Origin of the sequence: Streptomyces boninensis (genome assembly GCF_048572725.1) — a bacterium.
GTDB classification, from domain to species: Bacteria; Actinomycetota; Actinomycetes; order Streptomycetales; family Streptomycetaceae; genus Streptomyces; species Streptomyces boninensis.
This window is the reverse complement of the sequence record NZ_CP183837.1, coordinates 711,757-734,048: the sequence shown is the minus strand read 5'-3', so window position 1 is coordinate 734,048 and position 22,292 is coordinate 711,757. Positions and strand designations below refer to the sequence as shown.

Annotated in this window: 18 protein-coding genes; 8 read left to right on the top strand and 10 right to left on the bottom strand. The window is 72.5% G+C overall.

Annotated features, from left to right (window positions below; translation table 11 throughout):
• Nucleotides 1-27: 27 nt before the first annotated feature.
• The gene (locus ACNNMR_RS03280) at nucleotides 28-1,194 is read left to right on the top strand and encodes a trans-sulfuration enzyme family protein (protein ID WP_419992966.1); all 1,167 of its coding nucleotides are present in this window, start codon (nucleotides 28-30) and stop codon (nucleotides 1,192-1,194) included.
• On the opposite strand, the gene ACNNMR_RS03275 is transcribed toward ACNNMR_RS03280, so the two are convergent.
• From ACNNMR_RS03275 to ACNNMR_RS03265, 3 genes are all read right to left on the bottom strand, one after another.
• Nucleotides 1,154-2,467 carry a GNAT family N-acetyltransferase gene (locus tag ACNNMR_RS03275; protein WP_419992965.1) on the bottom strand — a complete coding sequence of 438 codons (1,314 nt, stop codon included), beginning with the start codon at nucleotides 2,465-2,467 and terminating at the stop codon, nucleotides 1,154-1,156. The genes ACNNMR_RS03280 and ACNNMR_RS03275 overlap by 41 nt on opposite strands.
• 66 nt (nucleotides 2,468-2,533) lie before the next feature.
• Nucleotides 2,534-4,132 (bottom strand): alkaline phosphatase D family protein, encoded by a 1,599-nt coding sequence (locus ACNNMR_RS03270; RefSeq protein ID WP_419992964.1) that lies wholly within the window; start codon nucleotides 4,130-4,132, stop codon nucleotides 2,534-2,536.
• Nucleotides 4,133-4,249: 117 nt separating this feature from the next.
• Nucleotides 4,250-5,743 (bottom strand): PLP-dependent aminotransferase family protein, encoded by a 1,494-nt coding sequence (locus ACNNMR_RS03265; protein ID WP_419992963.1) that lies wholly within the window; start codon nucleotides 5,741-5,743, stop codon nucleotides 4,250-4,252.
• A 48-nt stretch (nucleotides 5,744-5,791) separates the two neighbouring features.
• On the opposite strand from ACNNMR_RS03265, the gene ACNNMR_RS03260 reads away from it, so the two are divergent.
• The 3 genes from ACNNMR_RS03260 to ACNNMR_RS03250 all read left to right on the top strand — a co-directional run bounded on the left by ACNNMR_RS03260 (nucleotide 5,792) and on the right by ACNNMR_RS03250 (nucleotide 8,483).
• On the top strand, nucleotides 5,792-6,760 hold the full coding sequence (locus ACNNMR_RS03260; RefSeq protein ID WP_419992962.1) for a DMT family transporter: 969 nt from the start codon (nucleotides 5,792-5,794) through the stop codon (nucleotides 6,758-6,760).
• Nucleotides 6,694-7,599 (top strand): RNA polymerase sigma-70 factor, encoded by a 906-nt coding sequence (locus tag ACNNMR_RS03255; protein ID WP_419992961.1) that lies wholly within the window; start codon nucleotides 6,694-6,696, stop codon nucleotides 7,597-7,599. Before ACNNMR_RS03260 ends, ACNNMR_RS03255 begins: the two co-directional genes overlap by 67 nt.
• A gap of 149 nt (nucleotides 7,600-7,748) precedes the next feature.
• A complete protein-coding gene (locus ACNNMR_RS03250; RefSeq protein ID WP_419992960.1) occupies nucleotides 7,749-8,483 on the top strand; it encodes a GntR family transcriptional regulator in 735 nt (244 codons plus the stop codon).
• An 8-nt stretch (nucleotides 8,484-8,491) separates the two neighbouring features.
• Here the strand turns inward: ACNNMR_RS03250 and ACNNMR_RS03245 are convergent, their stop codons facing one another.
• A complete protein-coding gene (locus ACNNMR_RS03245; protein WP_419992959.1) occupies nucleotides 8,492-10,267 on the bottom strand; it encodes an oleate hydratase in 1,776 nt (591 codons plus the stop codon).
• Between the two features lie 82 nt (nucleotides 10,268-10,349).
• Between ACNNMR_RS03245 and ACNNMR_RS03240 the strand changes: the two genes are divergently transcribed.
• Nucleotides 10,350-10,706 carry a DUF4180 domain-containing protein gene (locus ACNNMR_RS03240; protein WP_419992958.1) on the top strand — a complete coding sequence of 119 codons (357 nt, stop codon included), beginning with the start codon at nucleotides 10,350-10,352 and terminating at the stop codon, nucleotides 10,704-10,706.
• Here the strand turns inward: ACNNMR_RS03240 and ACNNMR_RS03235 are convergent.
• Genes ACNNMR_RS03235 through ACNNMR_RS03225 form a run of 3 tightly spaced genes read right to left on the bottom strand, consistent with a single transcriptional unit; the run spans nucleotide 10,703 to nucleotide 13,777 of the window.
• Nucleotides 10,703-11,860 carry an ROK family protein gene (locus tag ACNNMR_RS03235; RefSeq protein ID WP_419992957.1) on the bottom strand — a complete coding sequence of 386 codons (1,158 nt, stop codon included), beginning with the start codon at nucleotides 11,858-11,860 and terminating at the stop codon, nucleotides 10,703-10,705. The two genes, ACNNMR_RS03240 and ACNNMR_RS03235, sit on opposite strands and share 4 nt — an antisense overlap.
• A gap of 47 nt (nucleotides 11,861-11,907) precedes the next feature.
• Nucleotides 11,908-12,567 carry a response regulator transcription factor gene (locus ACNNMR_RS03230; RefSeq protein WP_419992956.1) on the bottom strand — a complete coding sequence of 220 codons (660 nt, stop codon included), beginning with the start codon at nucleotides 12,565-12,567 and terminating at the stop codon, nucleotides 11,908-11,910.
• Between the two features lie 4 nt (nucleotides 12,568-12,571).
• On the bottom strand, nucleotides 12,572-13,777 hold the full coding sequence (locus ACNNMR_RS03225; protein WP_420000248.1) for a sensor histidine kinase: 1,206 nt from the start codon (nucleotides 13,775-13,777) through the stop codon (nucleotides 12,572-12,574).
• Nucleotides 13,778-13,895: 118 nt separating this feature from the next.
• Between ACNNMR_RS03225 and ACNNMR_RS03220 the strand changes: the two genes are divergently transcribed.
• From ACNNMR_RS03220 to ACNNMR_RS03210, 3 genes are all read left to right on the top strand, one after another.
• Nucleotides 13,896-14,825, top strand: a complete 930-nt coding sequence (locus tag ACNNMR_RS03220; protein ID WP_419992955.1) for an ABC transporter ATP-binding protein — start codon at nucleotides 13,896-13,898, stop codon at nucleotides 14,823-14,825.
• A gap of 4 nt (nucleotides 14,826-14,829) precedes the next feature.
• Nucleotides 14,830-15,567, top strand: coding sequence for an ABC transporter permease (locus ACNNMR_RS03215; protein ID WP_419992954.1), 738 nt, complete (start codon nucleotides 14,830-14,832; stop codon nucleotides 15,565-15,567).
• Nucleotides 15,568-15,738: 171 nt separating this feature from the next.
• Entirely contained in the window at nucleotides 15,739-19,029 is a 3,291-nt protein-coding gene (locus ACNNMR_RS03210; protein ID WP_419992953.1) for a S8 family peptidase, read from the top strand.
• A gap of 9 nt (nucleotides 19,030-19,038) precedes the next feature.
• On the opposite strand, the gene ACNNMR_RS03205 is transcribed toward ACNNMR_RS03210, so the two are convergent.
• Genes ACNNMR_RS03205 through purB form a run of 3 tightly spaced genes read right to left on the bottom strand, consistent with a single transcriptional unit; the run spans nucleotide 19,039 to nucleotide 22,276 of the window.
• On the bottom strand, nucleotides 19,039-20,250 hold the full coding sequence (locus ACNNMR_RS03205) for a sensor histidine kinase (protein ID WP_419992952.1): 1,212 nt from the start codon (nucleotides 20,248-20,250) through the stop codon (nucleotides 19,039-19,041).
• 50 nt (nucleotides 20,251-20,300) lie between these two features.
• Nucleotides 20,301-20,849 carry a G/U mismatch-specific DNA glycosylase gene (mug, locus tag ACNNMR_RS03200; protein ID WP_420000247.1) on the bottom strand — a complete coding sequence of 183 codons (549 nt, stop codon included), beginning with the start codon at nucleotides 20,847-20,849 and terminating at the stop codon, nucleotides 20,301-20,303.
• Complete coding sequence (gene purB, locus ACNNMR_RS03195) at nucleotides 20,846-22,276, bottom strand: adenylosuccinate lyase (RefSeq protein ID WP_419992951.1); 1,431 nt, start codon at nucleotides 22,274-22,276, stop codon at nucleotides 20,846-20,848. Before purB ends, mug begins: the two co-directional genes overlap by 4 nt.
• Nucleotides 22,277-22,292: the final 16 nt, after the last annotated feature.

Sequence of the window (22,292 nt, the reverse complement as noted above, 5' to 3'; positions counted from 1 at the left end):
GACCGGCAGTCATTCAGCATGATCTCCATGGAGACCCCATCGCGCACCTCCCGCTCCCTGGCCACCGAGGCCGTGCACGCCGGCCGCGAAGACCTCGCCGCCCTCGGTGTGCACGCCGCGCCCCTCGACCTGTCGACGACCTACCCCTCGTCCGACTCGCGGGCGGAGGCGGCCCGCCTCGACGAGTTCGCGGCCACCGGCGCCCAGCTGGAAGGGCCGCCGGTCTACGCGCGCCTCGACAACCCCACCGTCGCCCGCTTCGAGACCGCCCTCGCCAAGCTGGAGGGCGCCGAGTCCGCGGTCGCCTTCGCCAGCGGCATGGCGGCGCTGAGCGCGGTGCTGCTGGTACGGGCCGGGGCCGGCCTCAAGCACGTCGTCGCCGTCCGCCCGCTCTACGGCTGCAGCGACCACCTCCTCGACACGGGGCTGCTGGGCACCGAGGTCACCTGGACCGACCCGGCGGGCGTCGCCGACGCCATCCGCCCGGACACCGGCCTGGTGATGGTGGAGACCCCGGCGAATCCGACCCTCGCCGAGGTGGACATCCGGGCGATCGCCCACTCCTGCGGCGAGGTCCCGCTCCTCGTCGACAACACCTTCGCCACGCCCGTGCTGCAGCGCCCCACGGGGGTGGGTGCTCGGCTGGTGCTGCACAGTGCCACCAAATATCTGGGCGGGCATGGCGATGTCATGGGCGGCGTGGTCGCCTGTGACGAGGCGTTCGCGCGCCGGCTGCGGCAGGTGCGCTTCGCCACCGGCGGGGTGCTGCATCCGCTCGCCGGCTATCTGCTGCTGCGCGGCCTGGCCACGCTGCCCGTACGGGTGAAGGCGCAGTCGGCGACGGCCGCGGAGCTGTTCCGGCGGCTGCGGGAGGACCCCCGTATCACCAAGGTCCACTACCCGAAGATCGGCGGCGCGATGATCGCCTTCGAGGTCGCGGGCGACCCGCACGAGGTGATCGCCGGGGTCGAGCTGATCACCCCGGCGGTCAGCCTCGGCAGCGTGGACACGCTCATCCAGCACCCGGGCTCGATCAGCCACCGCGTCATCGGCGCCGACGGCCGGCGCAGCGGCGGCATCAGCGACAAGCTGCTGCGGATGTCCGTCGGGCTGGAGGACGCCGACGACCTGTGGGCGGATCTGGACGCGGCGCTCAGCTCGGCCGTACGGGCTCCGGCTGAAGCCGCGCGGTGATCACGAGGGTGCCGTCCTCGACCTGGTAGTCGAGCGGCAGGCCGAGGCCGCGCATCGCGGCGACCATGCCGGTGTTGGACGACTGGGTGATCGCGTACGCGCTGGCGTATCCGGCCTCGGCGGCCAGGTCGAGGAGCCGGCGCAGCAGCTCGGCGCCGATGCCGCGGCGCTGCCAGGCGTCCTCGACCAGCACCGCCACCTCCGCCTCGTCGCCGTCCCACAGCAGGTGCCCGAGGGCGACGAGGCGCCCGGAGGCGGACTCCACCGCGAGGGTGCGGCCGAAGCGGGGGCTGAGCAGGTGGTTCAGGTAGCGGTCGGCGTCGCCGACCGGGCCGTGGTAGCGCAGCGCGAGGGTGTCGGTGGAGCAGCGCTCGTGCATGGCCCGCGCGGCTTCCACGTCGGCGGGCTCCGCGCGGCGTACGGACACGTCGCTGCCGGTCCGCAGCGTGGCCGTGGCCCGCGATCCGGGCGTGCGCGGCCCGAGCCGGGTGTCGAGCTCGACCAGTGCCCGCGCCCGCGCGAACTCGGTCGGGGTGAACGGCAGATACGGCCGCTCGATGGCCAGCTGCCCGCCCGACGGGTCGCGCAGCCGGATCACCGTGCCCTCCAGCACCCCCTCCTCGGGCACCTCCGCGGCGGCCGGGCGCCCGGCGGGGGAGAGGGCGGGCACGGAGTGGATGGTGCACCGGCCGAGCAGCCGGCGCAGGGCCAGCGGCAGCTCGGACGGGTCCATGGCGGTACGGGTCGCGAGCCCCAGCACCCGCGTCGGGGCGTCGACCAGGTCGTGCGGGTCGGCCCGCTCCAGCCAGGTGTCGCGGCCCCCGGCCCCGGCGACGGCCTCCTTGATCGCGTCCGCTTCCACGGCCGCCGGGGCCCGCAGCAGAAACTCGTCGACCGTCCCGTCACCCAGCGGATGCGTCTGCAGCGTGAGAATGTCCGCGCCGTCCCTGGCCAGCGCCGTGCACACGGCCGCCAGGGTCCCCGGCTCGTCGCGCACCGTGGTCCGCATCCGCCACAGCGCCGTCTCGCCGCCGGAGGCCGCGACCGCCGCCGCGGCCGGATCAGGGGGCGCATGGGTCCGGCGGCGTGCCCACCATGTGTGGAACGCGACCGTGACGAGCAGCGCGACCGCGGACACGACCAGCATCGGCGGGCCCTCCGGACCCTTCAGTACGGTCTTGGCGACGCTGTCCGCCACCACCACGGCGGTGAACAGCGCCGCCAGCTCGACCACGTCGCGGCGCCAGGTGTGCTGAGTCTTCTTCTTCATCATGGTCACAGCCTCCGTGAACGTTGTTGCGTGATCACGAATGCCCTGTGACCGGTGCGTAAAGAGTGGCTATTGTCCGACCCGTCCCGGCTGCAGCACCTTGGTGAACAGCACCGCGCCGCCCCGCTCGCGCAGCCGGACGGTCATCTCGCCGCTGTGCCCGTCGATGTCCACCTGGCCGTAGTACTGGCCGCCGGCCGACGGCGGCACGTTCGCGGACGTGGGCGCCTTCACGAACGGCTGCGTCGCGCCGAAGGTGCCGTCCAGCTTCAGCGCCGGGAAGCCGCCCGCGTTCAGCGGCCCCGAAACGAACTCCCAGAAGGGCTCGAAGTCGGTGAACGCCGCCTTCGACGGGTCGTAGTACTGCGCCGACGTGTAGTGCACATCCGCGGTGAACCACACCGTGCCGGTGATCCGCTCGTGCTTGATGTGCCGCAGCAGATCCGCGATCTGCAGCTCGCGCCCGAGCGGCAGCCCACCCTCGCCCTGCGCGATCGCCTCGAAGCGGGTGGTGCCGTCGGGGACGACCAGGCCGAGCGGCATGTCGGAGGCGATCACCTTCCACACCGCCCGGGACCGCGACAGCTCCTTCTTCAGCCAGGCGAGCTGCTCGGCGCCGAGGATGCCGGTGGGGTCGTCCGCCTGATTGTCGGCGGAGTTCTGGTTGCGGTACGTACGCATGTCGAGGACGAAGACGTCCAGCAGCGGGCCGCGCCTGATCACCCGCTGCACCTTGCCGCTCGCGTCCGGGTGCAGCGACGAGACCGGGAAGTACTCCGCGAACGCCCGCTTCGCCCGGGCGGCCAGCACGCTCGCGTCCTTCTCCGTGTAGCGGGCGTCATCGATGATCTGGCCGGGGAACCAGTTGTTGCGCACCTCGTGGTCGTCCCACTGGTTGATCCACGGCACCTGGGCGTTGAAGCGGCGCAGGTTCTCGTCTAGGAGGTTGTAGCGGAAGTTGCCGCGGAAGTCGTCCAGTGTCTGCGCGACGTGCGACTTCTCCTCGGTGGTGACGTTGTGCCACACGCTGCCGTCCGGCAGCGTCACCGACGGCAGGATCGGGTTGTCGGCGTAGATGTTGTCGCCACTGCAGAGGAAGAAGTCCGGGTCGAGGCCGCCCATCTCGTCGAAGATGGTGTAGCCGCCGCGGTCGGGGTTGATGCCCCAGCCCTGCCCGGCGAGGTCCGCGGACCAGGTGAAGCGGATGCCGTCGCGGCGGGACGCCGGGGCCGTACGGAACGTGCCCGTCACCGGCTCGCCCTTGCGCCGCGGGTCATCGGGGTCGGCGAGGGTGACGCGGTAGTGCACCTGGGTGCCGGGCGGCAGGCCGCGCAACTGGGTGCGCCCGGTGAAGTCGGTGTCGGGGCCGACGACGGGCCCGCGCCAGCGGCGGGCGTTCTTGAACGACTCGGTGGCCGAGGTCTCCACGAGCATCCGCGCGGGCCGGTCGGAGCGCACCCACACCAGCCCGGAGCCGGCCCGGACGTCGCCCACCTGCACGCCCCACTTCGCCGCGGGGCGGCCGGACAGCGCCTGCGCCGGGGCCGCGGCAATGGCGCCGCCGGGCAGCGCCAGCGCCGCGGACGCGGCCGCGCCCCCGCGCAGCAGGGATCGTCTGCTGGGCCTGCGGCCTGCCTGGTCGTTGCTGTTCAAGCTCCTGCACCTCATCTTCTCTGGCGACGGCGGCTCACATGGTGTCCCCGCGTCCGCGACAGGGCAGTGCCGTGGACGCGAACGACAAGTGAACAACTCCCGCAACTCCAGGGGAAGTACGGCGCGTGGGAATCAACCGTTCCGCCCTGCGAAGCCACTCGCGGCGCGCAACCGTTCGACCCCGTGTGCGATCTCGGACGGCGCCAGATGGGCGTATCCGAGCACCAGCCGCACCCGCGGATCGCCCGCGGGCACGGTCCCGTACGACGAAAGCCCGAGCACCTCGACGCCCGCCCGCAGCGCCCGCGCGGTGAAGTCGCGCTCCGGCCCGTACCCCTCGGGGAGCGTCACGATGACGTGCAGCCCGGCCGCGATGCCGGAGACCTCGGCGCCGGGGAAGTGCTCGGCGAGGGCGGCGACGAGGGTGTCCCTGCGGGTCTTGTACTCGCGGCGGGTGCGGCGCAGGTGCCGGTCGTACTCGCCGCGCTCGACGAGGTCGGCGAAGACCGCCTGGTCGAGGACGGAGTTGCCGAGGTCGAGGCGGAACTTGCGCTCCGTCAGCTCGGCGGCCAGCCACGACGGCGCCACCATCCAGCCGAGCCGCAGCCCGGGGGCGAGGGACTTGCTCACCGAGCCCGTATAGAGCACCCGCTCGGGGTCCAGGCCCTGCAGCGCGCCGACCGGCTCGCGGTCGTAGCGGAACTCGCCGTCGTAGTCGTCCTCGACGATCAGGTGGTCGCCCGCGTGCAGCCAGTCCAGCAGCCCGGCCCGCCGCTGCGGCGAGTACGCAATCCCGGACGGGAACTGATGCGACGGCGTCAGCACCGCGAGCCGGGCGCCGCTGCGGCGCAGGGCCCGCAGGTCGAGCCCGTCGGCGTCCATGGCGACGCCCGCCGGCTCGATGCCGGTCGCGGCGAACTGCAGCCCGTGCGGCGGGCTGCCCGGATCCTCCAGCGCGACCGCGCGGTGCCCGCGCGCGTGCAGCACCATCCCGCACAGGGTCAGCGCCTGGGAGACTCCCGAGCACACGATCAGCCGGTCCGGGTCGGCGACCACGCCGCGGCGGCGGACCAGGAGGGCGGCGAGGGCGTTACGGAGCCGGGGCAGGCCGCGCGGGTCCGGGTAGCCGAGGCGGCCGTGGGGGAGGGCGGACATGACGCGGCGGTAGGCGGCGTTCCAGGCGGCGCGGGGGAAGAGGGACAGGTCAGGGGTGCCGGGCCGGAAGCTCAGCGAGGGCGTCGCGAGCGGCAGCCGCCCGCCGCCGGGGCGCTGCGGGTCGGCCCGCCACCCCTCGGCCTGCGGGCCACCGCGCTCCGCGCCCTGCGCACCCACCGGCGTGACCCAGGTCCCCGAGCCCCGCCCCGCCCGCAGATACCCCTCCGCCACCAGCTGCTCGTACGTGTCCGTCACCAGCCCGCGCGACACCCCGAGGTCCGCCGCCAGCTCGCGGCTGGCCGGCAGCCGCGTGCCCGGCGCCAGCCGCCCCGAGCGCACCGCCTCCCGCAGCGCCGCCTGCAGCGTGCGCCCCCGGCGCCTCGCGGGCGCGGACGCGGCGGGCAGCAGCAGCTCCCAGGCCGCGGTCCAAGCGGGCTCGTCCGGCGCCGGATTGGTCCCCGATTCCGTCATGGAAGTGGACCTTAATAGCGGACCGCAGGTCTCCGTAGCGTCGTTCTCATGATGAAACCGCACACCCAGGGCGCCCTGCTCGCCGGCCTCGCCTGCTTCCTCGTCGGCGGGTCCTTCACGGTCAACTCCGTGCTCGGCGACTACCCGTACGCCACCGGGCAGGCGCTGCGCTACGGCGGCGCCGCCCTGCTGCTGCTCCCGCTCCTCGGCCGCGGCGGCCTGGCCCCGCTGCGGCGGCTGGCCCTCCGGCAGTGGCTGCGCCTCGCGCTGCTCGCCGCGGTCGGCATGGCGGGCTTCAACTTCGCGGTCCTCGCCGCCGAGCGGACCGCGGAGCCCGCCGTGCCCGGGGTCTTCGTGGGCTGCGCCCCGGTGCTCGTCGCCGTACTCGGCCCGCTCCTCGCCGGCCGCCGCCCCACCCGGGCGGTGCTCGCCGGCGCCGTCCTCGTCGCCCTGGGCGCGCTCGTCGTCCAGGGCATGGGGCGTACGGACCTGGCGGGCGTGATCTACTCCGTCCTCGCGCTCCTCGGCGAGACCGGCTTCGCCCTGATCGCCGTGCCGCTGGTCGCCCCGCTCGGCCCCAAGCTGCTGTCATCCGCCGCCTGCGGCCTCGCCGCGCTGGAGTCCATGGCCGCGGGCCTCGTCCACGGCGGCACCGGCGTGCTGCAGCTCCCCGACGCAGGCGAGGCCCTGGCCCTCGGCTGGCAGACGGTCGTGGTCACCGTGATCGGCTTCGTCTGCTGGTACTCCGGCATCCAGCGCATCGGCGCCGAGCGTGCCACCCTCTTCTCCGGCCTGATCCCCGTCTCCGCGGCCCTCACCGCCCCCCTCGTCGGCACCGGCGGCTACGGCCTCCCGCAGGCCGCGGGCAGCCTCCTGGTCGGCGTCGGCGTGGCCATCGGCTCAGGCATAGTCGCTGGACAACGCCGCACCTCATCGGCTGTGATGGCGACGTGCCCACAGACGCGACCGACACCGCAGCCGACGCCGCCGCCTTCGAGGAGCACCGCCCGCTCCTGACCCAGGTGGCCTACCGGATGCTGGGTCGCATCGCCGACGCCGAGGACGTCGTCCAGGACGCCTGGCTGCGCTGGTCGGCCGCCGACCGCACCGAGGTCCGCGAGCCGCGGGCGTTTCTCGTACGGATCACCACCCGGCTCGCCATCGACCGGCTGCGCCAGGTGCAGTCCCGCCGCGAGGCATACGTCGGCCCGTGGCTGCCCGAGCCGCTCGCCACCGACCTCGGCGGCGAGGTGCCCGACACGGCGGAGCAGGCCGTCCTCGCCGACTCCGTGAGCCTCGCCGTCCTGGTGGTGCTGGAGTCGCTGTCCCCCCTCGAACGGGCCGTCTTCGTGCTGCGCGAGGCCTTCGGCTATCCGTACGCCGACATCGCCGCCATGCTGGAGCGCTCCGAGGCGGCCGTCCGCCAGCTCTCCGGCCGCGCCCGCAAGCACGTCGACGAGCGCAAGCCGCGCTACGACGTCGATCCGGCCGCCCGCCGCGACATCACCGAGCGCTTCATCGAGGCCGCCACCGGCGGTGACATGCAGGGCCTGATGGCGCTGCTCGCCCCGGACGTCACCCTCGTCGGCGACAGCGGCGGCAAGTCCAAGGCGCCGCTGCGCGAGCTGGTCACCGCCGACAAGGTCGGCCGCTTCATCCTCGCCGTGGCGCAGAGCAGCATGGACGACATGCCGGACCTCCGCCTTGAGGTACGCGAGGTGAACGGCGCCACGTCCCTGGTCGCCTACAACGGCGACAAGATCGACTCCGTCGCGACCGTGGACGTCGCGGACGGCCTCATCCAGCGCATCTACATCCAGCGCAACCCCGACAAGCTCGCCGGCGTGACCCGCTAAACCCCTCCGCGTTTCCCCAGCTCACACCCCCTGCCCGGGCATTGGTCTTGACCAAGTCCCGGCCCCGTCCTAGGGTCGCAGTGAAACTGCAACAACCTTTCTTAAAGACCTCTGATTAAGACGCACTTAAGACGCACGCGGAGGACAGGGTGGGGACGACGAGTCCGGCTGCGGTGCCCGAGCCGAAGTACTGGCACCTGAAGAGTGTGCTGAGCGACGCGCTGGAGAGCGAGTTCACGGTCGGCGAGATCCTGCCGAACGAGCGCGACCTCGCCGCCCGCTTCGGCGTCGCCCGCGCCACCCTCCGGCAGGCGCTCGACCAGCTGGAGCTCGAGGGCCGGCTGCAGCGCCGCCGCGGCGTCGGCACCACGGTCGCCCCGCCCCGCGTAGGTGTCGCGGTCGGCGACGCCGAGCCGCGCTGGCCCGGGCCCGGCGACGAGGCCTGGGAGCCGGTCAGCAGCATCGAGCAGGCGCCGCCCACCGCCGTGTCCCGGCTGCTGGGCACGGACCCGGGCGCGCCGGTGCACGTCGTCCGCCGCGTCCGCAGCCGCCACGGCCAGCCGGTCGCCGCCGAGCTGGTCTACGTGCCCGCCGCCTCCGTCCCCGGCCTTACCCGCATAGACGCCGAGGGCCCCGCCCTGGCCCGCGCCGTGCTGCGCGAGCTGCAGCGCCTGGAGCTGCAGGGCCAGGAGCGCACAGTCGAGCTGGGCTCGGCCACGGCCGATGACGCCAAGGAGCTGGACCGGCTGCCGGGCGCCCCGGTGCTGGTGGTCACCGCACGCTACTCGGCCGCGGACGCCACCGCGGCGGTCGCCGTGGCCACGTACCGCGCCGACACCTGCCGCCTCACCTTCGGCGACGACGGCGGGCTGCTGGCGGGCTGACTGCCTGGCTACTCCGTCGGCTGCTCCTCGATCAGCCCGAACTCCGTCAGCAGCGCGCCCACTTCGGTCGCGTCGAGCCGGTGCAGCAGCCGTTCCCGTACGAACCCGGGTCCCGGCAGCCGCAGCTCGGCGCCGTCCCGGAGATGGCTGACAGCCGCGAGCAGCTTGCGCACGTCGTAGGTGGAGTTGAAGACCTCGGGCACGCCGCGCTCCACGCCCGTGAGCCGGTACGCCGCCTCCATGCCGGTGCGCACCGAGTACTCGGTGGTGAAGATCGTGTCCCGGGTGGTCTCGGCGAACTGGCCGATGAACGCGAAGTTCACCGCCCCCTCCGGCACCACATCCGGCCGGTCGCCCGCCCGGCGCGGCGCGAAGAACGCGGTCACGTACGGCATCATCACCGGCACGCACCGGGCGGCGTTCGCGGCCAGCACCTGGATCTCGTCTTCCGGTACGCCGAGGTGGTAGAGCCACTCCTGCGTGATCTCCTCGCCGGTGCACTCCTGCATCGGCTTGCGCACATAGTCGCCCGGCCGGTCGACGAACAGCGAGTACACCCACACCACGATCTGGTCCGGCGGCTGCTGCTTGAAGTGCGGCTGCCGGTTGACCGTCCAGCTCAGCAGCCAGCTGGAGTCGCGGGCGGTGACGATGCCGCCCGTGACGACCTTGCCGCCGAACGGGTCGCGCTTGCAGATCTTCTGGATGTAGGCGGGGATGCGCGCGTCCAGGGTGGTGACGGTCGCCGACTCCCACTTGCTCTCGGCGATGTTGCCGCAGAAGACTTCGGGGCGGCCGAAGGCGTCGTCCTTGGCCGCGATCCGGCGCCAGAGGTCCCAGGCGGGCGCCGGGCCCTCGTTCAGGCGGGCCGGGGTGTGCTGGTCGCCGTTGTCGGAGTTCTCGGTGAGTGAGCCGATGGTGGTGAGGAGCAGGTCGTCCTCGCCGAGATCGACGCCGCCTTCCTCGCCGTCCGCGATCCAGCGGATGCGGGTCGCCTGCTTGCGGCTGTCTGCAATGGCGAAGTCGATGTCGGTGACCTCGACGCCGAAGCGGAAGGTCACGCCCTGGTCCATCAGCCAGCGGGTGAGCGGCAGCACCATCGACTCGTACTGGTTGTACTTGGTGAACTTCAGCGCGGACAGGTCCGGCAGCCCGCCGACGTGGTGGATGAATCGATGCAGGTAGAGCTTCATCTCCAGGGCGCTGTGCCACTCCTCGAAGGCGAACATGGTGCGCCAGTACAGCCAGAAGTTGCTGCCGAGGAAGTCCTGCCCGACGACCTCGTTGATCCGCTTGCCCTCCATCTCCTCCCGGGTGGCCATGAAGAGCTTCGTGATGTCCTTCTGCGCCCGGTCGCTGAGCGCGAAGCGGCCGTCGGTGCCCGCGTCCTGGCCGCGGCGCTCGGTGACGCGCTGCAGCGACCGGTTGGGGTCGTCTTTGTTGAGCCAGTAGAACTCGTCCAGCACGGAGGCCCCGTCGACCTCCAGGGATGGCACCGAGCGGAAGAGATCCCACAGGCACTCCATGTGGTCCTCGAGCTCCCGCCCGCCGCGGATCACAAAGCCCTTCTTCGGCTCCTTGATCCCGTCCAGCGCACCGCCCGCCAGCTTCAGCCGCTCCAGGACGGTGATCCGGTCCCCGGGCACCTGCGCGTCCCGTACGAGAAAGGCGGCCCCGGCGAGGGAGGCGAGCCCGGCGCCCACGAACCATGCGCTCTTGCGGTCGGCGCCCGCCGGCTTGCGCGGCCGGGCGAAGGCCTCGTAATTGCCGCTGCTGTAGTACATCCCCCCATTCACTCCCGCCCGGCGCCCGCGGCGCATACGCCGGGCGCCGAATGGATGACCGCGGCCGCTAGCCTTGGCTGCCATGAACCTGGAGAAGATCAACGACGTGCCGGTGATGGTCTACGACGCGGACGGGGCGACGATCAGCGCCGTGCCCGACGCGCTCGACCTGATCGGGGACGCCGGCTATCAGGGCGCCCGCTGGGCGGCCGTGCCCGCGGAGCGCTTCGGCGAGGACTTCTTCCAGCTGCGGACCCGTATTGCCGGTGAGATCGTGCAGAAGTTCGTCCAGTACGGGATGGGGCTCGCGATCGTCGGCGACATCTCCCGGCACGTCGAGGCGAGCGACGCGCTGCGGGACTTCGTCCGGGAGTGCAACCGCGGTCGGCAGACGTGGTTCGTGGCGGACCTGGCCGAGCTGGGGGAGAAGCTCGGCTAACGCCGCGCCGTCACCGTGGACTCGACCGCGAACAGCTCCTCCTCGACATGGTCGAGGGCCAGCCGCAGCGCGCCCGTCGCGATCGCCGCCTCGCCCAGCAGCGAGAGCGTCACCTGCGGCGGGCGCAGGCAGTAGCGGGCCAACTCGGTGCGCAGCGGGTCGAGCACGTCGTCCAGGCCCGCCGCCCAGCCGCCGACGATCACCCGCTGCGGGTCCAGCGCCAGCACCAGCGCCGCCACGTCGTGGACCAGGCGCTGGATGAAGCGCTCCACCGCGTCCCGTGCCTGCTTGTCGCCGCTCCGGGCCTGCGCGAACACCCGCGCCACCGCCGCCTCGTCGAGCTTGTGCAGCGGCTCGCCGGTGGTCGACAGCAGCTTCTCGGGCAGCGCCTCCCGCCCCAGCAGGTGCAGCGCCCCGATCTCCCCGGCGGCGCCGCCGAAGCCGCGGTGCAGCCGCCCGCCGATCAGCGCCCCGGCGCCCGGACTGAGCCCGGCGAGTACGAAGACGGCGTCGGCGCAGTCGCGGGCCGCGCCCTTCCAGTGCTCGGCGACGGCGGCCGCGTTGGCGTCGTTCTCCACCAGCACCGGGCAGCGGAAGGAGCGGCGCAGCCGGTCGCCGAGCGGGAGCCCGGTCCAGCCGGGCAGCGCGGTGCCGAGTCGTACCGTCCCGTCCGCCTCGATGATGCCGGGGCTGCCGACGCCGACCGCCCGCAGCGCGTCCCGGGCCACGCCCGTACGCCGCAGCACCTCGCCGACGACGACGCGGGTGCGCTCCAGGCGCTCCTCGGCCGGCGCCTCCTCGTCGACCTCGCGGGCCGCGGAGCCGACCATCTGCCCTTCGAGGTCGGAGAGGAGCGCGGCGACCCGGTGCGGGCCGATCTCGATGCCGAGCAGATATCCCGACTCGGCGCGGAAGCGGAATCTGCGGGCCGGGCGCCCCTGCTTCCGCTCCGACTCCGGGTCCGCCGCCGCAGGGCCGACCAGGCCCGACTCGACGAGCCCTTCGAGCACGCCCTCCAGGGTGGGCCGGGAAAGGCCAGTGGCGCGGACGAGTTCGGTCAGCGTGGCCGCGTCCACCCCGCGCAGCGCATGCAGCACCACCGCGGAGTTAATGCGCCGCAGCAGGGACGGATCGCCACCCGTGAGCTGCGCCAACGCCCGCCTCCCTCACCTTCGGTCGTATACGAGGCGGATCGTAACCGCTATTCGGCAGACCCGGGAGCGACGAACCCGGACTCGTACGCCGCGATCACCGCCTGCGTGCGGTCCCGCGCGCCGAGCTTCGCCAGCACGGCGCTCACGTGCGTCTTCACCGTCTCGGTGCCGAGGTGCAGGCGCGCGGCGATCTCCGCGTTGGCGAGGCCGCGGGCGATCAGCCGCAGCACCTCGCCTTCGCGGTCGGTGAGTGCGGCCCTGCCGAAGTCCTGCCGCGCCTGCTCGTTGCCGTGCGCGGCGGCGAGGGTGCGCAGGGCGGCCGGGAACAGCAGCGACTCGCCCTCGGCGACCAGCCGCACCGCGTGCACGATCTCCGCCGGCCTGGCCCGCTTCAGCAGAAACCCGTCGGCCCCGGCGCGCAGCGCCCCGTAGACGTAGTCGTCCTCCTCGAAGGTCGTCACCACCAGGATCTTCGGCGGATCCGGAACGGTCCTGAGCACCGCCCGCGTCGCCTCGATCCCGTCCATCAGCGGCATCCGCACATCCATCGCGACGACATCGGGCCGCAGCTGCCGTACGAGCGGAATCACCGCCGCGCCGTCCGCCGCCTCGCCGATGACCTCGATGTCCGGCTGTGCCTCAAGGATCGCCCGCAGACCGGCGCGCACGAGCGCGTCGTCGTCGACGAGCAGGACGGTGATCGGCACGCCGTCACTGTATCGGCAGCGCCACCTTCACCCGCCATTCGCCCTCGTACGGCCCGGACTCCGACTCGCCGCCGAGCAGCTCGGCGCGCTCCCGGATGCCGCGCAGGCCGGAGCCGCGCTCGGCGCTGCCGGCGGCTTCGGCGGGCAGCTTGTTGCGCACCTCCAGCTCCAGGCGGCCGTCCGCGGATATGCGGACCGACGACGGTACGGGTCCTGCGTGCCGCAGCACGTTGGTGAGGCACTCCTGCAGCATCCGGTATCCCTCGCGGGAGATCGGTCCCGGCACGACAGCCAGGTCGCCGGATATCTCCGTACGCACCTCCGCGCCCGCCCCGCGCGCGGACGCTACGAGCCGCTCGGCGTCGGTGAGCGTCGGCCGGGCCGAGGCCGGTGTGGCGTCCTCGCGCAGCACCTTCAGCACCCGGTCGAGGTCATTGAGCGCCTCCCGCCCGGTGTCCTCGATCGCCGCGAGGGCCTTCTCCGTGAACTCCGGCGACCCGGCGGTGCGCGCCGCCCCCGCCTGCACGACGGCGACGGTCAGCGCATGCCCGATCGTGTCGTGCAGCTCGCGGGCGAGCCGATTGTGCTCGAGGAGCCGCTCCGTACGGTCCTCCAGCTCCGCCAGCCGCTCGGCGCGGGAGGGGCCGAGGAGCTTGGGCGCCAGGGCGGCCATCGCGGCGCCGGTGGACCAGACGAGCCCGTACACGAGAAGCGCCGCCACGGGCGCGAGCAGCCGATACCACCACTGCCAGTGCTCATTGAAGCCCAGGGGCTCGGCCGTCAGCCCGTCCCACACGGACGGCACGAGCATCCCGAGCACGCCCGCGGCGCCATTGAAGGTCACCATCACGGCGGTGAAGCCCAGCACCAGCCGCACCACCAGCCAGATGAAGAGCCGCCCCCGGTCGCTCCAGGACGCGGACGGAGTCCTGGCGACCCCCGGGTGTGGCTTGCTGCCGGGATAGAGCAGCAACTGGGCCTGCAGCGTCTCCACCACGCGCATATGCGGGATGGCGGCGGCGACGGCCAGCAACGGGATGGGTGTGACGACCATGAGCGCGAGGGTGGACAGGTATGGGCGGCCGTCCATGCCGTCGAGCTCGGGGCCGGTCACCAGCGACACGATCACGGGGAGGATCGCGCCGACGAACATGTGCAGCCACCGCGTGTACGTCACCACACGTACAGCGGGGCGCAGCAGCCGGGCCATCGAGATCACGAAACCCATCGTGCCAGCCGCCCCCGCCCGCCGAATCCCTCGCGCGAGGGACCCGGAACCCGCCCCCGGGGGAGGCCCCTGACCTGCACGCACCGGAATCGTAAGCGCCATGACAGCAGCCACAGCCATCGAAGTGCGCGACCTGACCAAGGTCTACGGAAAGGTGCGCGCCGTCGACCGCATCACCTTCACCGTCGAACCCGGCCGGGTCACCGGCTTCCTCGGCCCCAACGGCGCCGGCAAGTCGACGACCATGCGGCTCGTCCTCGGCCTCGACCGCCCCACCTCGGGGACGGCGACCGTCGGCGGCCGCCCGTACGCGACCATCCCCGAGCCGCTCCGCCACGTCGGTGCCCTCCTCGACGCCGGCGCCGCGCACGGCTCCCGCACCGCCCGCGCGCACCTGGCGGCGCTCGCGGCCAGCAACCGGATCCCGGACCGCCGGGTCGCCGAGGTCCTGGAGCTGACCGGCATCGCCACGGCGGCCGACCGCCGGGTGAAGACGTACTCGCTCGGCATGCGCCAGCGCCTCGGCATCGCCGCCGCCCTCCTCGGCGACCCGCGGGTGCTGATGCTCGACGAGCCGTCGAACGGCCTCGACCCCGAAGGCATCATCTGGATCCGCGAGCTGCTGCGCCGACTGGCCGCCGAGGGCCGTACGGTCCTGGTCTCCAGCCACCTCATGGGCGAGACGGCGGCCTTCGCCGACCACCTGATCGTCCTGGGCCGCGGGCAGGTCCTGGCGGACACCCCGATGAAGGACTTCATCTCCTCGCGCGTCCGCCCGCGCGTGCGCGTACGGACCTCGGCGGACGAGCGGCTGCGCGCGCTGCTCAAGGAGCACGGCTACGACCCCGTCCGCGACGAGGACGGCCGCTGGCACGTCGACGACGCCGACGTGGACGCGATCGGCCCGCTCGCCGCCCGCGCCGGTATCCCGATCCTCGAACTCGCCGCCGAGGAGGCCACCCTGGAGCAGGCCTACCTCGATCTGACCGCATCCGCCGCGGAGTTCGCGGCCGTCCCCCAGGAGGTCTGAGCACATGCCCGCCACCGCCGTACTCCGCTCCGAGTGGATCAAGATCAAGACGCTGCGCGGCACGGTGTGGTCGCTCGCCGCGGTCGTGCTGCTGACCGTCGGCTTCAGCGCCCTCGCCAACGGGGCCTTCGGCGAAGCCGAGTCGGACAACGGCGACTTCGACCCGCTGTTCTCGGTCTTCATCGGCGTCAGCCCCGGCCAGATCGCGGTCATCGCCTTCGGCACCCTGGCGCTGTCGTCCGAGTACGTGTCCGGCGGCATCCGCGCCTCCCTCGCCGCGGTCCCGCGCCGGGGCGCCTTCTATGCCGCCAAGCTCGCGAATGTCGCGGGCCTCGCCCTCGCCCTCGGCCTGGTGACGACCTTCGCCACCTTCTTCCTGGGCGGCGCCCTGCTGGGCGACAAGGCCCTGTCCATCGGCGACGACGGCGCCCTGCGCGCCTGCGTCGGCGGCGCCATCTACCTGGCCCTGATGGCGGTCTTCGCCACCGGCCTGACCGCCGTGCTGCGCAGCGGGATGGCGGTGCTGAGCATCCTCATCCCGTTCATCCTCGTCGTGTCGATGGTCATCGGTACGGGCGCGGCGGGCGTCGCGGACTACCTCCCCGACCGCGCCGGGCAGCAGATCATCTACGCCGACCCGCCGACGTCCCTCGACCCGTGGGCGGGCCTGGCGGTGACCGCGGCCTGGGCGGCGGCGGCAGCGCTCGCCGGATGGTGGTCGCTGCGCCGCCGGGACGCCTGAACTGCGCCTGATGCCGTGGCCATTGCACCGATTCGCACTCTTGATCGGTTGTCTCACCATGTGAATACTGCTCCGCACACGGATTTTGGCATCCCAAAACTAGAGGACTCAACTCACGTGCGAAGCCAGGCAGGAAGAGCAGGCATCGCCATAGCGGCCGCAATAGCGGCCGTGGCGACTGCAACGGGCGCGTCCGCACCGGCCACAGCCGGTTCGGACGCGCCGAAGGCCAGCAAGAAGCAGGCCCCCACGCACCGGGTGCAGCTGATCACCGGTGATGTGGTGCAGGTGTCGGACGGGAAGGTCACCGGCTTTACGCCGGCCCCCGGCCGCGAGGACATCCCGGTGCACACGCGCACCTCCGGCGGCCACTCCTATGTGGTGCCGCTCGACGCCCAGCGGCTGCTCTCCAGCGGCAAGCTGGACCGCCGCCTGTTCGACGCCACCGGACTCGCGACCGCCGCGTCCCGCGCGTCGTACAAGAACGGGCTGAAGGTGATCGTCGGCTACCAGGGCAGCGCGGACACCGCCCGTTCCGAGGTGCGCGGCACCGACGGCACCAAGGTCAGCCGCCGGCTGAAGTCCCTCAACGCGGACGCCGTCACCACCAAGCAGGACGACCTGCCGAAGCTGTGGAAGGCGCTCACCCGGGAAGCCGGGAACTCCACTCTCGCCGCCACCTCGGGCATCGACCACGTCTGGCTCGACGGCACCGTCAAGGCCCAACTCGACGTCTCCGTCCCGCAGATCGGCGCCCCCAAAGCCTGGGAGGCCGGATTCGACGGCAAGGGCGTGAAGGTGGCCGTCCTCGACACCGGCGTCGACGAGACCCACCCGGACCTCGAGGGCCAGCAGATCGCGGAGAAGAACTTCACCGACTCGCCCGACAACAAGGACCGCCAGGGCCACGGCACCCACGTCGCCTCCACCATCGCGGGCACGGGCGCCAAGTCCGGCGGCAAGTACAAGGGCGTCGCACCCGGCGCCGGGCTCCTCGCCGGCAAGGTGCTCGGCGACACCGGCAGCGGCAACGACTCCGGGATCGTCGCCGGCATGGACTGGGCGGTCGCCGAGGGCGCCGACATCATCAGCATGAGCCTCGGCGGCCAGGACGAGCCCGGCCTCGACGCCATGGAAGCGGCGATCAACAAGTACACCGAGCAGGGCGTCCTGTTCACCATCGCCGCCGGCAACGAGGGGCCCGGCGCGGGCACCATCGGCACGCCGGGCTCGGCGGACGGCTCGCTCACGGTCGGCGCGGTCGACAAGAGCGACCAGATGGCCGACTTCTCCAGCCGCGGCCCCCGCGTCGGCGGCGGCACCATCAAGCCGGATGTGACGGCCCCCGGCGTGGACATCACCGCCGCCTCGGCCCCCGGCAACTCCATCGCCCAGGAGGTCGGCGAGAACCCCGAGGGCTACATGACCATCTCGGGTACGTCGATGGCCACCCCGCACGTCGCAGGCGCCGCCGCCATCCTCAAGCAGCAGCACCCGGACTGGAAGGCCGCCGAGCTCAAGGGCGCGCTGACGGCGTCCGCCAAGGACGGCGGCTTCACCGCGTACGACCAGGGCTCGGGCCGTATCCAGGTCGACAAGGCGATCAAGCAGGGCGTCTACGCCGCCCCCACCTCGCTCAACCTCGGCAGCGCCCCCTGGCCGCATGACGACGACGAGCCGATCACCAAGCCCCTGACGTACCGGAACACCGGCTCCGCCGACGTCACCCTGGACCTCTCCATTGCCGGCAAGGGCCCGGACGGATCGGCCGCCCCGGAGGGCATGTTCAAGGTCAGCCCGGCCAAGGTCACCGTCCCCGCGGGCGGCACCGCCGAGGCGTCCGTCACCGCGGACACCAAGGTCGAGGCGCCCGACGGCAAGTACTCGGCGGCCGTGACCGCGACCGCCGGCGAGCAGTCCGTGCGCACGGCCGTCGCCGTGGAGCGCGAGATCCCTTCCTACGCCCTCTCGCTGAAGCACCTGGGCCGTGACGGCAAGGCGGCCGCCGCCTTCCAGACGTACATCCACGGTCTGACCGGTGAGGCGGCGGGCGAGGAGTTCACGCTCGACGAGAACAGCGAGTCCACCACGGTGCGGCTGCCCAAGGGCGAGTACAGCGTGGAGGGGATGGTGCTCGCCGACCGCGGCGACCCCACCAAGGGCACCGACTGGATCGCACAGCCCCGGCTGACGGTGGACGGCGACCAGGAGCTGACGCTGGACGCCCGTACGGCCAAGCCGGTCGACATCACGGTGCCGGACGACGCGGCGGTGGCGCGGCAGGCCTATGCGGCCTACCAGGTGCAGGGGCAGTACAGGGAGACCTTCGCCTGGCGACTGGGCTCCTACAAGGGATTCCGTTCCGCCCACCTCGGCCCCGACGTCGCCGAGGGGGAGCTGCTCAACCAGGTGTGGGGCGCCGACTTCACCAAGGGCGACGACACCCAGTACTCGCTGGTCTACGGTGGCGCGACCAAGCGGTTGGAGGACGGCTTCACCAAGCACGTGAAGCGGCGTGAACTGGCCCGGATCGACGCGGGCATGGGCGTGACCGCTCCGGGCAAAACCGGCTGGCTGTCCGCCATCGGTGGGGTGCCGGCCGGGACCTCCTCGATACAGGGCTACGCCTTCGGGCGGTTCGTCCCCGCACCGACCACCCAGCATCTTTACGTGGCGGCCTCCCGCGACGCCGACTGGTCGCTGTTCGCCGACCAGGTCGGCGACCCGCTGCCGAACGGATGGCTGCCGTCGGAGGTCTCGCACCAGATCTTCTTCGAGCAGTACGACGCGGGCCGGACCTACCGCATCCCCTTCAACACCGGGGTGATGGGGCCGGTACTGAGCGACGACAACTACCTGGCGCGCAGCGGCGACACGCTCTACGCCTTCCTCGCCATGTTTTCGGACGGTGCGGGCCACGAGAACGGCGGCCTGGTGGACGTCGACGCCGTGAAGGCGACCACCACCCTGTACCGCAACGGCGAGAAGATCGCGGAGGACGACAACGACCTTTCCACAGGCTCGTACCCGCTGCCCAAGGACGACGGCGAGTACACGCTGAAGACGTCGCAGGTACGCGAGGACCGCACGATGTTCCAGGTGGGGACCAAGATCGACGCCAGCTGGACGTTCCACTCCAAGACCGGCGACGAGGGACACCTGCCGGTGTCCGTGGTCCGCTTCCACCCCGACCTCGACCTCGAGTCGAAGGTCAGGGCGAACCGGATCATCGCGATGCCGTACGAGATCCAGGGCGCGGCGGCCGGCGACAACCTCAAGTCGCTGACGATCGAGGCCAGCTACGACGGCGGCAAGTCCTGGCACAAGGTGCCGCGGGTGCTCGGCAAGGCCCTCGTGCTCACCCCGGCGAAGGGGAAGTCGGTCGCGCTGCGGGCCGAAGCCGTGGACAAGCAGGACAACAAGTCCACGATCGCCGTGTACGACGCGTTCCTGGGACGCTGATCAAGCCGATCAGCCCAGCGGCACCGACGCCGACAGCACCGTGCCCTCACCCGGCGCGGACTCGATCGTCAGCGTGCCGCCGAGCTGCTTGAGCCGCGCGCGGATCGCGGGCACGCCATGCCCGCGCATCCCCGCCGCGGCCTCCGGCAGCGTCGCCGTATCGAAGCCGCGGCCGTCGTCCGCGACATCCAGCACCACCTGGTCGTCGAGACAGGTGAGGGTGAGGACGGCGGTCGTGGCCCCGGCGTGCTCGCGCACATTGGCGAGCGCGCCCTGCGCGATCCGCAGCAGCGCGGACTGCACCAGCTCCGGAAGCTCCGTTACGGGACCGGCGCCGGCCGCGTCCACATGGACCCGTACGGTCAGCCGCTCACCCGACTCCCGCTCGGCGAGGGAGTGCAGCGCGGCCTCCAGCCCGCCGCCGCCCGCCAGGTCGGCCGGCGCCAGGTCGTACACGAACCGCCGCGCCTCACGCAGGTTGTGCTCGCCGATGGCGACGGCCGTCTCGACGTGGCCGCGGGCCTTGTCCTGTTCGGTGTCCCAGGTGCGCTGCGCCGCCCGGAGCAGCATCTGCTGGCTGGAGACGCCCTGCGCGAGGGTGTCGTGGATCTCCATCGCCAGCCGCTGACGCTCGGCGAGGGTGCCCTCGCGGCGCTCGGTGGCGGCCAGTTCGCGGCGGGTGCGGACCAGGTCGGTGATCAGCGACTCCTGCCGGGCGGACTGGCGCTCCATGTAGCCGAACAGCGCGGCGGCGGAGCCGGCGAGCGCGATCGGGCCGACCACCAGGTCGATGTCGAAGCGCGCCGACAGCTGCAGCTGGGCGGCGATGACGAAGGCGGTGAGGATGGCGATCAGCCCGTACGCGGCCCGGGGCGGCAGATTGCGCAGCGCGGTGAAGAAGAGCGGCACCGCCACCCAGCCGAAGCTCGGCGCGAGCGCGACCAGCACGGCCCACAGGGTGATCATCGTGCCGAACCAGGCCGCCATCCGCGCCCGCGGCCACTGGTCGGTGGCCCGCCCGGCGCGCGGGCCGAAGAAATAGACCACCGTCAGCGCGATGGCCAGGGCGATCACCCAGGGCGCCCGGTTCTCGCCGGAGTGCCGGTGCAGGAAGCGGATCATCGCGGAGCCGAGCAGCAGGACGTACGTCAGCTGCATGACCACGGCGAGCCAGCGGGCATCCGCGTCGCCCTCGGCGAGGTGCCGCTCGTCCGTCTGCATTCGGCAGCGGCCTCCTTCGTGTCATGTCCGACATGAAGGATATCCGGGCCTCAGTTCTGGTTTGCCTCATGGCGCAGCCGCGCGAACTCCTCGGCCATGGCGGCCGGCGTCCAGTGCGCGTTCAGCCCGCTCGGGTTCGGCAGCACCCACACCCGCGCGCCGCCGATGCGGCGCTCCTGCGGCCCGATCGCCGCCTTCCGCTCGCCGAAGGCGATCCGGTACGCGGTCACGCCCACCACGGCGAGCACCCGCGGCCGCAGCCGCGCCACCTTCTCCGCCAGCAGCCGCCCGCCCTCGCGGTACTCCTCGTCGCTCAGTTCGTCCGCCCGCGCGGTAGCCCGCGCCACCACATTGGTGATGCCGAGCCCGTACGACAGCAGCTCCCGCTGCTCGTCCGGGCGCAGCAGCCGGGGCGTGAACCCCGACCGGTGCAGTACGGGCCAGAAGCGGTTGCCGGGCCGCGCGAAGTGGTGGCCGGTGGCGGCCGTCATCAGCCCCGGATTGATGCCGCAGAACAGCACCCGCAGCCCGGGGGCGACCACATCGTCCACCAGCCGCTCCCGCGCGGCCTCCAGCTCCTCGGCCGTAAAGCGGGTCAGAGGATCGCCCCGGGCGCGTACGCGGCGGCCTCCGGGTGCTGCTTGGCGACCTCTTCGATACGGGCCACCACGGCGGCGACCTGGTCGCCAGCCGCGCCGGTGAAGGACAGCTTGTCCGCCATCAGCTCGTCCAGCGCGGCCCGGTCGAGCGGGATGCGGTCGTCGGCCGCGAGCCGGTCGAGCAGCTCGTTCTCGGTCGCGCCCTGCTCGCGCATGGCCAGCGCGGACGCGACCGCGTGCTCCTTGATGACCTCGTGCGCGATCTCCCGGCCGACCCCGGCCCGTACGGCCCCCATCAGCACCTTCGTCGTCGCGAGGAACGGCAGGTATCGGTCCAGCTCCCGCGCCACCACCGCCGGGAAGGCGCCGAACTCGTCCAGCACCGTCAGGAAGGTCTCCAGCAGCCCGTCCAGCGCGAAGAACGCGTCCGGCAGCGCGACCCGGCGCACCACCGAGCAGGACACGTCGCCCTCGTTCCACTGGTCGCCTGCGAGCTCGCCGGTCATCGACGCGTAGCCGCGCAGGATGACCGCCAGCCCGTTGACCCGCTCGCACGACCGGGTGTTCATCTTGTGCGGCATCGCGGACGAGCCGACCTGGCCGGGCTTGAAGCCCTCGGTCACCAGCTCGTGCCCGGCCATCAGCCGGATCGTCTTGGCGAGGGATGACGGGGCCGCGGCCAGCTGCACCAGGGCGCTCACCACGTCGTAGTCGAGGGACCGCGGATAGACCTGCCCGACCGAGGTGAAGGCCTCGGCGAAGCCCAGGTGGGCGGCGACCCGCCGCTCCAGTTCGTCGAGCTTGGCGCCGTCGCCGCCGAGCAGGTCGAGCATGTCCTGGGCGGTGCCGACCGGGCCCTTGATGCCGCGCAGCGGATAGCGGGCGAGGAGCTCCTGCACCCGCCCGTACGCCACCAGCAGCTCGTCGGCCGCGGTCGCAAAGCGCTTGCCGAGCGTGGTGGCCTGCGCGGCCACGTTGTGCGAGCGGCCGGCCATGACCAGCTCGCCGTACTCGCCCGCGCGGCTGCCGAGCCGCGCCAGCACGGCCACGGTGCGGTCGCGGATGTGCTCCATGGAGAGCCGGATCTGCAGCTGCTCGACGTTCTCCGTGAGGTCGCGGGACGTCATCCCCTTGTGGATCTGCTCATGCCCGGCGAGCGCGTTGAACTCCTCGATGCGCGCCTTCACGTCATGCCGGGTGACCTTCTCCCGCTCGGCGATCGACACAAGGTCGACCTGGGAGAGCACCCGCTCGTAGTCGGCGAGGGCCTGGTCGGGCACCTCGATGCCGAGGTCCTTCTGCGCCCGCAGCACGGCGAGCCAGAGCCTCCGCTCCAGCGTGACCTTGTATTCGGGGGACCAGAGGACCGCCAGCTCGGGGGAGGCGTAGCGGCCGGCCAGGACGTTGGGGATGCGCGGCTTGTTCACGTAGCGGAATTCTACG

What these genes read in the sequence shown, in the direction of transcription:
- ACNNMR_RS03240 (WP_419992958.1), top strand. Translation starts at nt 10,350, where the DNA reads ATGAACCTGGAGAAGATCAACGACGTGCCGGTGATGGTCTACGACGCG.
- ACNNMR_RS03215 (WP_419992954.1), top strand. Translation starts at nt 14,830, where the DNA reads ATGCCCGCCACCGCCGTACTCCGCTCCGAGTGGATCAAGATCAAGACG.
- ACNNMR_RS03245 (WP_419992959.1), bottom strand. Translation starts at nt 10,267, where the DNA reads ATGTACTACAGCAGCGGCAATTACGAGGCCTTCGCCCGGCCGCGCAAG.
- ACNNMR_RS03270 (WP_419992964.1), bottom strand. Translation starts at nt 4,132, where the DNA reads ATGAGGTGCAGGAGCTTGAACAGCAACGACCAGGCAGGCCGCAGGCCC.
- ACNNMR_RS03280 (WP_419992966.1), top strand. Translation starts at nt 28, where the DNA reads ATGGAGACCCCATCGCGCACCTCCCGCTCCCTGGCCACCGAGGCCGTG.
- ACNNMR_RS03260 (WP_419992962.1), top strand. Translation starts at nt 5,792, where the DNA reads ATGATGAAACCGCACACCCAGGGCGCCCTGCTCGCCGGCCTCGCCTGC.
- ACNNMR_RS03220 (WP_419992955.1), top strand. Translation starts at nt 13,896, where the DNA reads ATGACAGCAGCCACAGCCATCGAAGTGCGCGACCTGACCAAGGTCTAC.
- ACNNMR_RS03275 (WP_419992965.1), bottom strand. Translation starts at nt 2,467, where the DNA reads ATGATGAAGAAGAAGACTCAGCACACCTGGCGCCGCGACGTGGTCGAG.
- ACNNMR_RS03205 (WP_419992952.1), bottom strand. Translation starts at nt 20,250, where the DNA reads ATGCAGACGGACGAGCGGCACCTCGCCGAGGGCGACGCGGATGCCCGC.
- ACNNMR_RS03225 (WP_420000248.1), bottom strand. Translation starts at nt 13,777, where the DNA reads ATGGCCCGGCTGCTGCGCCCCGCTGTACGTGTGGTGACGTACACGCGG.
- ACNNMR_RS03265 (WP_419992963.1), bottom strand. Translation starts at nt 5,743, where the DNA reads ATGACGGAATCGGGGACCAATCCGGCGCCGGACGAGCCCGCTTGGACC.